The sequence below is a fragment of the Priestia sp. YIM B13490 genome (assembly GCF_042787735.1).
GTDB classification, from domain to species: Bacteria; Bacillota; Bacilli; order Bacillales; family Bacillaceae_H; genus Priestia; species Priestia megaterium.
In genome coordinates this window covers 23,821-38,960 of the sequence record NZ_JBHZOT010000012.1, presented here as the reverse complement: position 1 = coordinate 38,960, position 15,140 = coordinate 23,821, and the positions used below count along the sequence as shown (strand labels likewise).

Below are 15,140 nucleotides of genomic sequence, written 5' to 3'. Positions count from 1 at the left end.
AAGTATATTTTTCATTTAAATAGACGTTTTTTGAATCATTTTTTCATCGTCTAAAAAGGTGTACCTTTATAAACTCTAGAGAGTTATAGAAAAATTCGTAATTTGTCGTCAATAACAGTAAATAGTAAAACCTTAATAATATATAAAATAATTTATCATTTACCTAACTAATAGAAAAACTTAAATAAAGTTATTTTTCAAGAGAATGTTCAACTATAACATTTATTTTTAAAGATATATGTATATGAATCTACAAATCTGGCTACACTAATAACGTATTCCCCCTATTCCAATAAATTTGAAAATCCTTTGCCTACTTAGGCAAAGGGTTCTTTTTTTAGTAAGTGTAATTTATTAAAAGTAAGTTTACGTAATGGATTTTCTAACAACAAATAAAACAGCCTAAACATTGGTAGGCTGCTTTATTTTTAATTATTTACCTGTTTCTGCGAAACGTTGAATACGTTCACTGATTTCGTCACGTACACGTTGGAAAAATGCCCATTTCTCTTCATCTGTTCCTTCTGCTTTTGCAGGATCATCAAATCCCCAGTGCTCACGCTTTACGTGAGGAGGTGTTACTGGGCAGTGATCTGCTGCATGACCACATAAAGTGACGACTAAATCTGCGTTATTTAAAATTTCAGGATTAATAACATCAGATGTTTGATTTGAAATATCAACGCCAGCTTCTTTCATTGCTTTTACAGCGTTAGGATTTAATCCATGAGCTTCTAATCCTGCACTACGTACATCCCATTCATCGTTACTTAGATATTTTTTTGCCCATCCTTCTGCCATTTGGCTACGGCAAGAGTTACCTGTACATAAGAAATAAAGTGTTTTTTTAGACATATGTAAAGTCTCCTTCATGAAGTGTTATGAAATAATTAATAACCAAATATATAAACCAACAAGCGTAATAAACAGTGTTGGAATGGTTAAGATAATTCCTGTTTTAAAGTAAGTTCCCCAGGAAATTTTGACCCCTTTTGTCGAAAGAACATGAAGCCATAAGAGAGTAGCAAGGGAACCAATTGGTGTAATTTTTGGACCTAAATCTGAACCAATGACATTTGCATAAATCAAAGCTTCTTTTATTGTTCCTGTTGCATGAGTTGCATCAATGGCTAGCGCATCAATCATCACCGTTGGCATGTTGTTCATAATCGATGAAAGAATGGCTGCAATGAATCCCATGCCAATAGTTGCTGCAAACAATCCATGGTCAGCAGTTACTTGAATTAGGCCTGCTAATACTTCGGTTAGCCCAACATTACGCAATCCATAGACAACGACATACATACCAATAGAAAAGAAAACAATCGCCCAAGGAGCTCCTTGCAATACTTTTTTCGTTTGAACTACCGAGCTTTGTCTTGCTATTCCTAAGAAGAAAATAGCGATGATGCCTGCGATAATAGAAACCGGAATATCAAAAAATTCACCAATAAAGTAGCCAAGAACTAAAATAATTAAGACAATTCCTGATAAACGAAACACTTTCTCATCTTTAATAGCCTCAATTGGTTTCTGTAAATCATCTAAATTGTATTTTTTAGGGATGCTTTTACGAAAATACAAATATAAGACGGTAATACTGGCCAGAAGGGAGAATAAATCCGGCACAATCATGCGTGATGCAAACTCTGAAAAACGAATACCAAAGAAATCAGCTGATACAATATTCACTAAGTTACTTACCACCAGTGGAAGAGACGTTGTATCAGCAATAAATCCACTTGCGATAATAAATGGAAAGACCATTTTGTCTTCAAATTTCAATGCTCGTACCATGGCAAGTACGATAGGTGTTAAAATCAAGGCTGCTCCATCGTTAGCAAACAATGCTGCTACAACTGCACCTAGAAGAGAAACATAAACAAACATTCGAATGCCATTTCCTCCTGCAGCTCGTGCCATATGTAAAGCTGCCCACTCAAAAAATCCAATTTCATCTAAAATTAAGGAAATAATAATAACTGCAATAAACGTCAATGTTGCATTCCATACGATCCCTGTTACATCAAGAACATCATGGAAATCAACAACACCTGCTAAAAGAGCTAAAACTGCGCCTCCACATGCTGACCAACCAATAGACAAGTTCTTTGGTTGCCAAATGACAAAAATCAATGTCACTAAGAAGATGAGGGAAGCTAATATAACTGATACCACTTTATAAACCTCCTACTATTAGCAACAACTAATACGTAATCCTTGTTTTTCGAGTTCCTTTAAACGTTCATCTTCGCTTGGTAAAGATTCAAGTATATCAAGGACAAACTGATAATATTTGTTTTCTTTATTTAATGAATAGAAAATCCATTTTCCTTTTCGTTTTTCCCTTATAAGTTCAATATCCTTTAATTTACGTAAGTGTTGGCTAATAGATGGTTGACTGGCCTTATAGATTTCAACTAGTTCACAAACACAGCACTCGTTGTTCTGTAATAACTTCATCATAGACAATCTTGTCTTATCTCCGAGTAATTTCAGTATCTGTGCTGCCTTCTCCACTTCCACCTGCGCTTTTACATTCATCCTGACTCACCTCCTTGTTTTCAGAAATAATTATATAAGTATTTTGTTATATGTTCAACAAAAATATACACTTAAAGTATTAATCAAAAAAAATTGATTAATCTCTTGATTTATATAAGTTTTCCCGATATGATGAATACATCAAAAAAAATTGATTAATAAGAAATGAGGGTTATAACAGTGAGAGTCAACAACTCTGGAAACTTATCTGTTAAGTACTTTCAATCGTATTTTCATTTAGTTATGAATACTCAAGGTATGAATCATAAGAAAGCAAGAAACCTTATTTTTCAGCGCTTTTTCCATCACTATCCTATGTTAAGAGGGAAGACCACGTACATCAACTTTGAAAAAGCATACAAAAGCCTTGAATTTTAAATCAAAAAAAATTGATTAAGGAGAATGACGGTGGAAAAAGTCAACGAGGTAAAGCAAACATTTAAGCAATATGAAAAAAAATTTAAAGCTCTTGCCGATCAAAAAAGATTAGAAATTATGTATGAGCTTTGTCAGCGAGGGCAGACATGCGTATGTGATTTAACTGAGTTCTTTGGAATGTCTCAATCTAAGCTCTCATACCACTTGAAAATTTTATTAGATGCAAATCTCATTGTTAAAGAAACAAAAGGAACATGGAGCTATTACGATCTAAATGATAAAGAAGTGAATCATATTCTTTCTGAAGAGCTTTGTTGTTTATTTAGAAAAGATACGAGTAAAAGCTGTTCATGCTCTTAATTTAATGAATTCAAAATAATAGTGTCTATAAGACCAAGGAGGAAGTTTAAATGAAATATGTTCATGTAGGAATTAATGTAACCAATCTAGAGGCATCCATTGAATTTTATCAAAAAGTATTTGGTGCTAGCCCTGTAAAGGTTAAAGAGGATTATGCAAAATTCTTATTAGATGAACCAGGATTAAACTTCACATTAAATGTACGTGACGAGGTAAAAGGAAACCAAGTTAATCATTTTGGCTTCCAAGTAGATACTCAGGAAGAAATATCTTCTCATAAAACACGATTAGAAAAAGAGGGCTTCTTTGCTCGTGAAGAAATGGATACGACTTGTTGCTATGCTGTGCAAGATAAATTCTGGGTAACAGATCCTGACGGAAACGAATGGGAATTCTTCTATACAAAATCAGATAGTGAAGTTCATAAGATTGAGGAAAACGTTGGGCCAAGTGAAAAATCACCTTCAAGTAATTCATGTTGTTAATCCTTAATTAAAGAATACAACTCTTATTTGAGAGGATTATAAATTCTATTTTTGAGCAAACTACTCAAGACGCCGTGAGGCATCTACGGACTTTCTTATTCGAATTTTACACAGAAAACTTCCTTAACGCATTGGGGAAGTTTTTCTGTTTTTAAGCTGTATATGATATACAACCTTAGTTACCATAAAACCTTTTATAAGAAGTAATTATGTTGTTGTAAAAGGCATACAACAGTTGCTTGTAACATCTACTAATCATGGATTACCCAATCATAAAAAATTAATGTCAAACTCTTTAAGAAGTTAAATCAAAAAAAGCTACTATGTGAAGTAGCTTTTTTTGATTTATATTAATTGTGTTAAGAATATACTATTGATAGCATCCCTATTGATTTAACTTACAATTTGTTTATTAGATTTTTGTTCTTCAGTCCATGCTTCTAACTTTTCGCGACCAGGTAAATGTGAAATACTATCTGCCTGAAACACAGGGTCTCGTCCTTGCTTTTTTTGAGCTACATAATCTTTCAGTACAGCCTTAGCTACTTTGGATAATCGAGTAATTGCATATAGGTTAATTAGAACCATTAATCCCATAAAGATATCTGCAAGAGACCATACCAATTCTGCACTATATAATGCTCCAAATAACACCATCAGGATAACAGCAACACGGTATAATAAGACTGCTTTCTTACTATGCTTCATAAAACTAATATTTGATTCACCATAGTAATAGTTACCCATTATCGTACTCAGCGCAAATAAAAATACTGAAATAGATACGAATGTTGCTGCAAAGCCACCAATTCCCGTCCGTAGAGATTCTTGTGTTAATGGAATACCTGTTAAATCTGATGTTTGATATTCGCCTGAAACTAAAACAATCATTACAGTAGATGAACAGATTATAAATGTATCTAAAATAACGCCTAAAGCTTGAATAAATCCTTGTTTTGCGGGATGAGTAACGTCTGCAGCTGCAGCTGCATTCGGAGCAGAACCCATACCGGCTTCGTTAGAAAATAATCCACGACGGATACCATGAAGTACAGCAGCACCCATTACACCACTAAATAGTTGTTTAAATGAAAACAAACCTTCTGAAAAGATTGCACTAAAAACATTTGGTAATACTTCATAATTTGCAATCATCATCCACACGGATAATAAGATATAAGCACCGGCTTTAATAGGAACCAAAACGGTAGAAAATTTCGCTACTGAATGAACACCACCGAATATAATTAGAGCAGTAATAATGGTAAGTATAACACCGGTTAAGGTATTGTTTATTCCAAATTCATTCTCAACTGAAGCAGCAATGGTATTAGCTTGCACAGCATTAAAAATAAGGCCAAAGGATAGAGTAATTAATATGCTAAATGCAATACCAAGTTTTCTATTTCCTAAACCTTTCTCCATATAGTAAGCAGGTCCACCTCGCCAAGCATCGCCATCTTTAACCTTATAAACCTGGGCTAATGTACTTTCTACAAAAGCTGAAGCAGATCCAATTAATGCTATAATCCACATCCAAAATACTGCACCAGGTCCTCCTAGTGCTACTGCTGTAGCAACACCGGCAATATTACCTGTACCAATACGAGCAGCCATTCCAATCATAAATGCTTGTAATGAAGAAACACTTTTTTTATCTTTATCTTTGTTTTTTCGTCCATCCCACAATAAACGAATCATTTCAGGAAAGAACCTTATTTGTAAAAAACCAAAATTAATAGATAAAAATAGTCCAATTGCAACTAAGATTATAACAATTAATTTAGCCCATAAATAATCATTAATAAGTGTAACGATTTCTGTCATGGTTTTGTCTCCTTGTTGTAAAAATTTTTCGACTATAAAGGTTATAAGTTAATTTATATTTTTTTGCAAACTAGAAAAAATTTGGTGGTTATAAAAAGGAAGATCAACAATTTAAAGAATCCTTTTATTCTCAATATCTCGTAAGTTAGCTTTGTTAGAAGTGTTTTTTAAATCTTTATCAAACCGATATCCTCCCATTCCGGTTCCTTATAACGAAGGGGTTATATTAGATATTGCCAGTCTGCATAGCTTCAATAGAAGTTGATACGTCAGTGTAACTTGAAAAGGTGAGAATGCTCCTAAGTCATTACTGATAAAATAAGATCAACTTTTTTTCTGTATTTAGTTTAGAAATCTCTCCAATGAAGTGTGATTAACAAAAATACAAACTGTTATTAAGCGCTTTCATTTTCACTATCAAGATCTTATCTTTAATTTATATTATGAACTATGTAATCCGACAGGAAGTGACATAAAATTATAACTTTTCCGAATTAATAGTTAAATATAAAATTAGAGTATATAAATAATCTGATAAGAAAGTAGACCCTATATTACCTCCGGAGTTGCGTTAATTCAACAAGCAAGTCAAAAAGCCGGTTTTTACACTGGCTTTTTTCTTTAATAAAAGAGAAACACTATTGTTTGCAATGCCATTTGATTAAAAATCAACTATGAAATTTAACAGAGTCTTTTTATAAAATAATTAGTATTCACACTCTAAGTAGAAAATAAATAACATTCCAATAGTTTATAAAAAAGTATTTTATACATCTATTTGAAGAGTAATAATTAACTTACTTCAGAAAAAATACTTCAATAACTATTTATCTTGTAGAAAAACTGCGTATTTGATTACTTGACCCTTTTTACATCAGAAGTCTCTTATAGTGTGTTTGACTTCTTAAAGTAACATTTTTAGTTAGATTCATCGCAGATTACTTCTTATTTTTGTCTAGTTCTTTCTTCTTTTTCGATCTTTATAGAGATCCATTTTTTTACTTTTTCCAATCGGGAGTTAAATGCCCTTTGATATAAACCAGTTAATTGATATTCAAAGAAATGCTTTACTTTTATCTTTATAAACGCCTCAGTGTAGGAGGAAAAACCAAGTTGTTGAAAGAGAAACCATTCCATTACCTCTTCTATGTATACAGGTTCTTTCCAACAATTCATCACTACATTATTAAATTGCCAGGGCTTAAAGACGCCAGGATAAACAGCATCGATAACTTTGAATGGAGACTGAGCAAAAATATCAAAGATTCCCCCTAAACGATATTTCTTAAAGAAATGATGATTAATAATAGAAGGTATTTCATCAAGGGGGATACCTGCTTCAACCTCTATGGCATATTGAACTGCTTGAATTGCTCTCTTTCTTCCTGCTTTCCCATTCCAATATTTACTTGGTACTTGATGAAAGTCCAAAGGTTTGAATCTATCTGGGTAGGCATTGTTAATTACATCATAATAATTCCAACTATGTAGATTTGCTGGAGGTCTTAAACGGTGAGACCATAGAGTACTTGCTTTTACTTTCAAGGGAATGTCATTAACTTTAATAGATAATCGCTCTTCTAATAAATGCCGTGTCATATATGCTAGATATTTCTTTCCTTCTTCCCCTATAAAAAAACCATCAGGAAACCGTCTTCTTTTTCCTTCTAAAGCTTCACTATACATCTCAATCACTTGTTCTCGATTCATTAGTATATGATTAAACCCCTATCTAAAAATAATCTTCTCATTATTATGGTTAAAAACAGAATAACTATACGATATAAAAAGGTTCATGGCACTTTGAAAAATATTTATTTTGGAATAAATTTCCTTTGTATAAGAAATATAGAGGAGAATAATACTACCTGGTAAATAAAAGAATTTTAAGTAAATAACGATTACGGACACTTATTTTTAGAATTGCTTTGATATAGACATAAATAGGGTGATTAGTATGTGAAAATCAATTGTTTCCTATCTTCCAGCATGGCCAGTTTTTATACCAGCGTTTATCGTGTTTGTCATCCCGTATATAATCTACAAATTATTTAGTGGGATTCGTAACTCAGAGGAAGAGTGATGAGAATGAAAAAATGGAAATCGCAAATTAAAAAAGTAGGAAACTATACTAAAGAAAATGAAAACAAACAGGAATCTGCTTCTCGGGATTCAACTAATCAGTTTACGGATGATTTCACTTTAAATCTAGAATTCATTAGAAAAGAAATTGGTCATAACTGGGACGTTCATTTTCGGGATTTTATTATAGGACGTACCGGTATTCAGGCATGTATTATTTTTGTAGAAGGACTATCCGATAAAGATCTTATTGATAAACATATTATGACATCATTAATGGCTGATTTTTCAGTAGAATATCAACAGGAACAGTCGTATGTAGAAGAAAGCCTGTCAAATGAATTTATAAAAAAACAAGTGTTATCGATCAGTGGTGTGGAAGAGGTTCGCTCAATTAAAGAGTTAGTACCAAAAGTCTTAACCGGTTCTACGGCGCTTTTAATTGATGGATTATCACATGCATTCATTCTTGGTACAACCAAATTAAAAACAAGGACGATTGAAGAACCAGTATCAGAAGCATTAGTGAGAGGTCCACGAGTAGGATTCACTGAATCTTTAGGTGATAACACATCTCTTTTAAGAGGGAACGGGGAGATTGAGAATTTGTCACTAGTAAAATTCCAAGTAGGAAAACGCTCCAAAAAAGACCTAGTTGTTGCTTACATAACCGGGATTGTTGATCCAGAATTAGTAAAAGAGGTAGAAAAGCGAATTAAGAAAATTGATCTTGATAATGTGCCAGAGTCAGGGTATGTCGAACAACTCATTGAAGATAATTACCTTAGCCCATTTCCACAGGTGCAGAATACCGAGCGTCCTGACCGTGTAATTGCTGCCTTAATGGAAGGTCGGGTAGCCATCTTATTAGACGGGACACCTTTTGCTTTGATTGCTCCGGTTACATTTAGCATGATGTTACAGTCCCCAGAAGATTATTATGAAAGGTGGATTCCCGGTACATTCATTCGTTTCCTTCGTTATATCGCAGTGGTTCTTTCTCTTTTTACGCCGGCTTTGTATATTGCTTTTATCTCGTTTCATCCAGGATTAATTCCGACTAAGTTAGCTATTTCTATTATAGGATCGAGGTCTGGTGTTCCATATCCAGCCCTTATCGAAGCTTTATTTATGGAACTATCCATCGAAATTTTGAGAGAAGCAGGACTTCGGTTACCTAAGCCAATTGGTCCAGCAATGGGAATTGTCGGTGGATTAATCATTGGAGAAGCTGCTGTGCAGGCAGGGATTGTGAGTCCCATTTTGGTAATTGTAGTAGCGATAACGGCGATTTCATCGTTTTCTATTCCCCAATATAGTGTAGGGATCACATTGCGTATTCTTCGCTTCCCAGTCATGCTTTGTGCTGCCATTCTTGGGTTATATGGTGTCATCTTATTTTTCCTTTTCATGATGAGCCATTTGGTGAAACTAAAAAGTTTTGGCGTCCCTTATATGAGTCCAGCTGTTCCTTATCGTTTAAGTGAATGGAAGGACTTGATGGTCCGTATGCCTCTGATGATGATGAAACGACGTCCAAAGATGATGCACACCAAAGATCCTCTACGAAAAGGGTAGCTTATGATGGAAGGAAGTGAACCGTTAGAAATGTTCAATTCAAACGATCGTATTACGACGCCTCAAACAACTATTATTGTTACCAATTTTATACTTGGAACCGGGATTCTCACCCTGCCCCGGGCAGCTGCGGAACAAGTGAAAACACCAGATGTTTGGCTAACTGTTATTTTAGGAGGAATAGTCACTATGATAGCAGGCCTAATCATAGTGAAATTAAGTCAACGATTTCCTGAAAAAACCTTTTATCAATACAGTCAAGAAATTGTAGGGAAATGGATAAGCAAGTTACTTGGTTTTCTCATGGTAGGGTATTTTATGGTGCTTGGTGGTTTTCATGCTCGTTCATTGGCAGAAGTAACCGGGTATCTATTGTTGGAAGGAACCCCCAAATGGGCTATTATTATGCCCTTTATGTGGGCAAGTCTCTACCTAATTAGAGGGGGAATCAATCCAATTGCCCGTATATTTGAGATTATATTACCTATTACCGTTATTCTTTTTTTGCTCGTAGCTTTTATGAGTATTAAAATATTCGAAATAGATAATTTGCGCCCAGTACTAGGGTCGGGGATCACACCAGTGTTAAAAGGGATAAAGACAACGGCTCTTGCGTTCACAGGTCCTGAAATCATGCTTTTAATAGTGGCTTTTATGAAAGAACCACAAAAAGCAGGGAAAGCTGTGCTAGTTGGAATTACAATTCCTTTGTTCATTTATGTGATTACTGTCGTAATGGTTATCGGAGCATTATCGGTCGATGGAGTCGTTACGAGAACATGGCCAACACTTGATTTGATACGGAGTTTTGAGCTGACTGGTTTGATTTTTGAACGATTTGATTCCTTGTTGCTGGTGGTATGGATTATGCAAATGTTTACTTCTTTTAATGTTAACCATTACGCTGCTTCATTAGGACTGTCTCAGCTTTTTAAAAAAAATATCCATCCATTTATGTATGGCGTGCTTCCGGTTATTTATCTTATTTCCATGATCCCTAGAAATATCAATGATGTATTTAAATTAGGAGATATGGTTGGCAACGCTGCCCTGATTTTATTTGGCTTTTTGCCACTGCTTCTTCTCATCATTTCAAAAGTAAAGGGGAGAAAGTATGAGACAAGCCTCTAATCACGTGCAGTTCTTATCGGTTTTGCTTTCTGTTCTTTTGCTCTTTCCTCTTACGGGCTGTTGGAGTAGTCATGAAATTGAAGAGCAAAGTTTAGGGGTAGGTGTGGCATATGATAAAGCTAAGGAATCCATAATTGAAAAAGAATTGGATGAACAAGGAGAGTCGTATGTCAAAAAAAATCTGATTACGTCAACTTATCAACTTATCACTCCCCAAGTGGCAAGTTCAACAACTAAACAAGGAGGGCCCCAACAGAAATCTTATATGAATATATCTGAAACAGGCGATTCTACTTTTCAAATGGTTCGGGAATTATCTTTGAGAAGTGATACTCCTTTAACCAGTTACCATATGAAAGTGATGGTTATCGGTGAGGCCCTTGCACGATCGTATAGTTTGGAACAATTAGTGGATCAAAATCTTCGTGATAATGATTTTAGACCAAGTTGTCTTGTGCTTATTAGTAAAGGAAGAGCCAGCGACACACTAGAATCAAAAACAGCAGGAGAGATCCCAGCTTTTCATCTATATGGAATGATAGACAATACCTATCGAACAACGAGAATCTTACCTCCTATGTCTCTTATTAAATTAGAGAGCAAGATCCAATCAAGGTCTAGTTTTCTGTTGCAAAATGTATTATCAGCAAATGGCGAAATCAAATTTGCGGGCGCTGCCGTGATTAAAGGGAAGACAGGCAAAATGATCGGTTTTTTGAATGAAGAAGAACTAGAAGGTGTGACCTGGATCACAGGGAAAGGGAAAGGTGGCCTAGTGAAAAGTTTCGATAAAAAGACCGGTCAGCTGATCGTATATGAAATAGAGTCTATGAAAAGTCATATTAAACCCCATGTTAAAGGAAATAACATCTCTTTTGATGTACACATTGAATCAGAGGGAAGACTATCTGAGAATGGGGTGGTCTCAGGAAATCCTTTAAAAAATCAATTTTTACAGCAGGCACAAAAAACGTCAGAAAAAGAAGTAAAGCACTTGGTGAGAAACGTAGTAGAAAAAATGCAAGAAGAATATAAAGTTGATGTTGCAGGATTCGGAAATCGATTGAGAATTACGCATCCTAGAGTATGGATGAGGGTCAAAGATAATTGGGATCAAACGTTTAGTGAGGTACCGATTAACTATGATGTGAAATTAACGATTAAAGATTATGGAACATCAGGATATAACAAGTGATCCCTTCAAGTTTAACTTTGCTTGTTTTAATGTCAAAAATGAAAGAAATCTCAAAGGAATAACCTTTGAGATTTCTAAAAAATATTCACCATATACTTATTTAAGAGCTTCTTTTAATTCTTTTCCGGGTTTAAACGCAGGAACTTTTGAAGCTGGAATCATCATTTCTTCACCTGTTTGAGGATTACGTCCTGTACGAGCTGCACGTTCACGTACTTCAAATGTGCCAAATCCAATCAATTGAATTTTTTCTTCATTAGCAAGTGTATTAGAAATCGTTTCAAACAACGCATCTACAGCTTTTTTGGTATCTTGTTTTGTTAGTTCTGATTTTGTGGCAACTGCATCGATTAATTCAGCTTTTTTCATATGTGAATACCTCATTTCTTACTGTATATATAATATGTATGTGTAAAACATATCATAGTCTTTATAAAATGTTCAAACATAAGCACTCATTTGAGGATTTAAAAGGTTGTCTAATAAACTAGATGCTGAGATTTGCGTGGTGGCGAAATGAACTTCGTTCAAGACAGATAATGAGTCATACGCTGCTAAATCTCTCATCATATTGTAAAAAACTAAATGTATATCAAGTTATAAAACTGGAAAGATTAATAACTGACTCTACCTTTGTTAAATAAGCATGGATCTTACTATTTAAGATCCATGCTTATTTTATGATGAGTTTCTTCTATATTAATAGGTAGACGTATCATTATTCTCTATAAAGACAATCACGCATATGACTCCTATTAGCTGCAACCACGAACCTTGATTTTCTTTCTTTGCATTCAGGAGAGATTTCGATATCGCCACAATAAGGGCAAATGAGGTATCCTCTGGACTGCATATGATTCGAGCTAATTATCTCTTCTGGTTTAAAAACGTCCATTCTTATTCCATAATGAGTACAGGCAACTTTTTTTATGCTTATCATAGGATTTCTTCCTCCTTCTTATTGTGTATTGGTTCATTTTTAGTATATAAGATAGATATGGATAATTTAATCTTTTTAGTTAACTCGGCTTAAAAATTCAGAAAATTAAATTTTCAAGGAGTTGTTGAATAAGAGGGTTAAGGATAACTTCCACTTGTATACCTTAAGGTACGCATCTCTATCAAAACGCACATCAAAATAAAAATAATAGACATTAGATAATTTTAAAATAACTTATTAAATAAATTATTAATAAGTTTCATTTTCAAATATAGATAATATCTATTGTTATGTTATTAACAAATGTAACAATTAACGTACTTTATTAAAAATAATGTTAACTGTTACACACCTTGTAGAAAAACCCACAATTTGTCGTCAGTTAGAGTAAATAATACAACTTTAATTTTTGTAAGTTAGTTTATTCATTTACTCCTTGTTATAAAATAATTTTATATTGTATTTTTGGTAGATATTATATTATTTAAGATATATTAATATTAAATATTTTTTATTTGATTATTATAAATAAAACAATTTCTTAAAAGGTGAGTAGAAAATAGATTGATATATTAACAGCAGTAAAATTGACTATTTTCCGCAACTTCGATTGAAGTTAAAACTAATCAATTTAACAAGATGCTCTATTATTTACTTAACGTAATGTAAGTTAACAGCATAAATAGAAAGGCACTAGTTCAAGACTAGTGCCTTTCTATTTATTTTAATTATAAATTAGTTCATTTTTCTTTGATGACTTTACTAAGCAATCGGTGTACCATTTTTAACAAACTCACTAGGCCTTAATAGGACTACATCGCCCTCTTCTGGAACTCCACCTATGACTAGTACCTCGGATTTAAAACCTGCAATACGCATAGGAGGAAAATTCATCACGGCAACTACTTGGGATCCAATCAGTTGTTCTGGTTTATAGCGTTTTGTAATCTGAGCTGAAGAACATTTTACTCCAAGCTCCCCAAAGTCTATCTCTAATTTTATTGCAGGCTTCCTTGCTTCTGGAAATGGTTCGGCTTTTACCACAGTACCAATACGAATATCTAATTTGAAAAAATCATCGATTGTGGCCATCATTATCACCTACACTTTTATTATTTGGAGATACATTGTATAAAACTTTAATTTATCCCTTTGACCTTATTGATTCTAACATCAGGAAAATAGGTATTTTTGTCCTGCCTTAAGAATATATTGTCCAACTATAAGATGTAAGAAAGTTAAACATACTTAACATAAAACCATTTATCGGAAATAACAGTTACTTTATTTTCATAAACGATTGAGGCTTTAGAGATTCTGATTGAATCAAAATTGCTGTCATGCCACTATTGCTTCCTGAAGTGTGCCATTCCCCTTTTTCCCAAAAAGCTGCTTCTCCAGCTTTAATATTAATTTGTTTTTGATCCTCTCCAGTTACCCAACCTTCACCTTGAACAACAACAAACAGTTGTGCAATGGGGGCTTGGTGATGTCCTGAAATCCCTTGTGGCTCTATATACATACAGCCAATATTAGCTGCTTCATTCTTCTTCATCTTCTATGTAAAATTCCAATAACACAGCTACAATTTCATTTTGATCATTGTATTGAACAAAAACGGGATAGTATCCATCACCTATGCCAGACATTGAAACTGTGCCACCGGCTACGATGCCAGCTTCGTCATCAGAAGAAGCGATGATGTCTGAGCACGCGACATAATATTTCATGCCTTCTTCGTCCATTTCTATTTCATAAATATTCTTCACTTCATATGAAATAGCTTCATCTCTTCCGAAAACGGATGCATCAAATATACCCGCCATAGCAGAATCAACGCCAATATTTTTACCTGTTTCTATCCATTCTGAACCCAGTTCAACCTCACGGTGACAGACCATTAATTTAGTTATAGTAAAATCTTCAGTGAAGAAGACAGTCGATTCCCATTCTCCACTTTTAGCTGGCTCCAATACCCAAGATAATATGTCACTTTCGTCAAACGCATCTTCTACTGGATAACACGGATCTGAAACAATAAGTTGATTTCCTTTCAATTCGAAAGAACCTAAGATTTTTTCATTCATATTTTACCCTCCCATTTATTTATTAGTTTAATTCATCTAATTCAATAAATGAAGATGTACACTCTATACAACCTTTAGTTAACATAAAGCATATTATCGGAAACAACATGGTAAAATGCTCTATTTCTTCTATAGATAAGGAGCTTTTTATTTGTGAATCTATACTTTTACAAATAGGGAAAAGTATACGTAATTTTGAACGATCCATTTCTAATCTATAACTAATTATATTTAAGTTCAAAAGCATTTTGAGTAGAGAAAAAAGGGAAATATTATTTAATAATTTTTTTGAAATAGGGCTATGAGAAATTATCTTTTTTTACTATAATTTATTTGTATGATGTTACGATGCAAATTTCTTACCTGATTCATGTAATACAATTCAGTTTTTACTTTTTATTTTTATGATTACATGTAAGTCAAATTAAATATAGACTGAAGGAGCGTAAACAACCCTTGGTATTCGCAATTATTTATGAATTTTTATCCTCCCTACTAATAAAACCTGAACCAAAAATTAAAAAACGCGTTAG

14 protein-coding genes are annotated in these 15,140 nt (G+C 33.7%); 5 read left to right on the top strand and 9 right to left on the bottom strand.

Features of this window, described 5'->3' with window-relative positions; genetic code table 11:
- Nucleotides 1-432: 432 nt before the first annotated feature.
- The 3 genes from arsC to ACFX4R_RS24260 are packed head-to-tail and all read right to left on the bottom strand — an operon-like array spanning nucleotide 433 to nucleotide 2,544.
- On the bottom strand, nucleotides 433-855 hold the full coding sequence (gene arsC, locus ACFX4R_RS24270) for an arsenate reductase (thioredoxin) (protein ID WP_377570645.1): 423 nt from the start codon (nucleotides 853-855) through the stop codon (nucleotides 433-435).
- Nucleotides 856-879: 24 nt separating this feature from the next.
- Complete coding sequence (locus tag ACFX4R_RS24265) at nucleotides 880-2,178, bottom strand: arsenic transporter (RefSeq protein ID WP_377570643.1); 1,299 nt, start codon at nucleotides 2,176-2,178, stop codon at nucleotides 880-882.
- Nucleotides 2,179-2,196: 18 nt separating this feature from the next.
- On the bottom strand, nucleotides 2,197-2,544 hold the full coding sequence (locus tag ACFX4R_RS24260) for an ArsR/SmtB family transcription factor (protein ID WP_377570641.1): 348 nt from the start codon (nucleotides 2,542-2,544) through the stop codon (nucleotides 2,197-2,199).
- Between the two features lie 408 nt (nucleotides 2,545-2,952).
- On the opposite strand from ACFX4R_RS24260, the gene ACFX4R_RS24255 reads away from it, so the two are divergent.
- Both ACFX4R_RS24255 and ACFX4R_RS24250 read left to right on the top strand, forming a co-directional pair.
- Nucleotides 2,953-3,282: an ArsR/SmtB family transcription factor gene (locus ACFX4R_RS24255; RefSeq protein WP_253948184.1), complete on the top strand. Its 330-nt coding sequence runs from the start codon at nucleotides 2,953-2,955 to the stop codon at nucleotides 3,280-3,282.
- Nucleotides 3,283-3,332: 50 nt separating this feature from the next.
- Nucleotides 3,333-3,767, top strand: coding sequence for an ArsI/CadI family heavy metal resistance metalloenzyme (locus tag ACFX4R_RS24250; protein ID WP_377570636.1), 435 nt, complete (start codon nucleotides 3,333-3,335; stop codon nucleotides 3,765-3,767).
- Between the two features lie 393 nt (nucleotides 3,768-4,160).
- Here ACFX4R_RS24250 and ACFX4R_RS24245 read toward each other — a convergent pair whose 3' ends face one another.
- Both ACFX4R_RS24245 and ACFX4R_RS24240 read right to left on the bottom strand, forming a co-directional pair.
- Nucleotides 4,161-5,594: an alanine/glycine:cation symporter family protein gene (locus ACFX4R_RS24245; protein WP_377570634.1), complete on the bottom strand. Its 1,434-nt coding sequence runs from the start codon at nucleotides 5,592-5,594 to the stop codon at nucleotides 4,161-4,163.
- 945 nt (nucleotides 5,595-6,539) lie between these two features.
- On the bottom strand, nucleotides 6,540-7,304 hold the full coding sequence (locus ACFX4R_RS24240; protein ID WP_377570632.1) for a DUF4046 domain-containing protein: 765 nt from the start codon (nucleotides 7,302-7,304) through the stop codon (nucleotides 6,540-6,542).
- 372 nt (nucleotides 7,305-7,676) lie between these two features.
- Here ACFX4R_RS24240 and ACFX4R_RS24235 point away from each other — a divergent pair, with 372 nt between their 5' ends.
- The 3 genes from ACFX4R_RS24235 to ACFX4R_RS24225 are packed head-to-tail and all read left to right on the top strand — an operon-like array spanning nucleotide 7,677 to nucleotide 11,580.
- Nucleotides 7,677-9,254 (top strand): spore germination protein, encoded by a 1,578-nt coding sequence (locus ACFX4R_RS24235; RefSeq protein ID WP_377570630.1) that lies wholly within the window; start codon nucleotides 7,677-7,679, stop codon nucleotides 9,252-9,254.
- Between the two features lie 3 nt (nucleotides 9,255-9,257).
- The gene (locus tag ACFX4R_RS24230) at nucleotides 9,258-10,385 is read left to right on the top strand and encodes a spore germination protein (protein ID WP_377570628.1); all 1,128 of its coding nucleotides are present in this window, start codon (nucleotides 9,258-9,260) and stop codon (nucleotides 10,383-10,385) included.
- Nucleotides 10,369-11,580 (top strand): Ger(x)C family spore germination protein, encoded by a 1,212-nt coding sequence (locus tag ACFX4R_RS24225; RefSeq protein ID WP_377570625.1) that lies wholly within the window; start codon nucleotides 10,369-10,371, stop codon nucleotides 11,578-11,580. The genes ACFX4R_RS24230 and ACFX4R_RS24225 overlap by 17 nt, the downstream gene beginning before the upstream one ends.
- Nucleotides 11,581-11,676: 96 nt before the next feature.
- Here ACFX4R_RS24225 and ACFX4R_RS24220 read toward each other — a convergent pair whose 3' ends face one another.
- From ACFX4R_RS24220 to ACFX4R_RS24205, 4 genes are all read right to left on the bottom strand, one after another.
- Entirely contained in the window at nucleotides 11,677-11,949 is a 273-nt protein-coding gene (locus ACFX4R_RS24220) for an HU family DNA-binding protein (RefSeq protein WP_053488139.1), read from the bottom strand.
- Nucleotides 11,950-13,282: 1,333 nt separating this feature from the next.
- Nucleotides 13,283-13,612, bottom strand: coding sequence for a chaperone CsaA (gene csaA, locus ACFX4R_RS24215; protein ID WP_377570623.1), 330 nt, complete (start codon nucleotides 13,610-13,612; stop codon nucleotides 13,283-13,285).
- Nucleotides 13,613-13,799: 187 nt separating this feature from the next.
- Complete coding sequence (locus ACFX4R_RS24210; RefSeq protein ID WP_377570620.1) at nucleotides 13,800-14,075, bottom strand: cupin domain-containing protein; 276 nt, start codon at nucleotides 14,073-14,075, stop codon at nucleotides 13,800-13,802.
- Nucleotides 14,062-14,607, bottom strand: a complete 546-nt coding sequence (locus ACFX4R_RS24205) for a DUF4241 domain-containing protein (RefSeq protein WP_377570617.1) — start codon at nucleotides 14,605-14,607, stop codon at nucleotides 14,062-14,064. Before ACFX4R_RS24205 ends, ACFX4R_RS24210 begins: the two co-directional genes overlap by 14 nt.
- Nucleotides 14,608-15,140: the final 533 nt, after the last annotated feature.

What these genes read in the sequence shown, in the direction of transcription:
- ACFX4R_RS24250 (WP_377570636.1), top strand. Translation starts at nt 3,333, where the DNA reads ATGAAATATGTTCATGTAGGAATTAATGTAACCAATCTAGAGGCATCC.
- ACFX4R_RS24210 (WP_377570620.1), bottom strand. Translation starts at nt 14,075, where the DNA reads ATGAAGAAGAATGAAGCAGCTAATATTGGCTGTATGTATATAGAGCCA.
- csaA (WP_377570623.1), bottom strand. Translation starts at nt 13,612, where the DNA reads ATGGCCACAATCGATGATTTTTTCAAATTAGATATTCGTATTGGTACT.
- ACFX4R_RS24230 (WP_377570628.1), top strand. Translation starts at nt 9,258, where the DNA reads ATGATGGAAGGAAGTGAACCGTTAGAAATGTTCAATTCAAACGATCGT.
- ACFX4R_RS24225 (WP_377570625.1), top strand. Translation starts at nt 10,369, where the DNA reads ATGAGACAAGCCTCTAATCACGTGCAGTTCTTATCGGTTTTGCTTTCT.
- arsC (WP_377570645.1), bottom strand. Translation starts at nt 855, where the DNA reads ATGTCTAAAAAAACACTTTATTTCTTATGTACAGGTAACTCTTGCCGT.
- ACFX4R_RS24240 (WP_377570632.1), bottom strand. Translation starts at nt 7,304, where the DNA reads ATGAATCGAGAACAAGTGATTGAGATGTATAGTGAAGCTTTAGAAGGA.
- ACFX4R_RS24205 (WP_377570617.1), bottom strand. Translation starts at nt 14,607, where the DNA reads ATGAATGAAAAAATCTTAGGTTCTTTCGAATTGAAAGGAAATCAACTT.
- ACFX4R_RS24235 (WP_377570630.1), top strand. Translation starts at nt 7,677, where the DNA reads ATGAGAATGAAAAAATGGAAATCGCAAATTAAAAAAGTAGGAAACTAT.
- ACFX4R_RS24245 (WP_377570634.1), bottom strand. Translation starts at nt 5,594, where the DNA reads ATGACAGAAATCGTTACACTTATTAATGATTATTTATGGGCTAAATTA.
- ACFX4R_RS24260 (WP_377570641.1), bottom strand. Translation starts at nt 2,544, where the DNA reads ATGAATGTAAAAGCGCAGGTGGAAGTGGAGAAGGCAGCACAGATACTG.
- ACFX4R_RS24220 (WP_053488139.1), bottom strand. Translation starts at nt 11,949, where the DNA reads ATGAAAAAAGCTGAATTAATCGATGCAGTTGCCACAAAATCAGAACTA.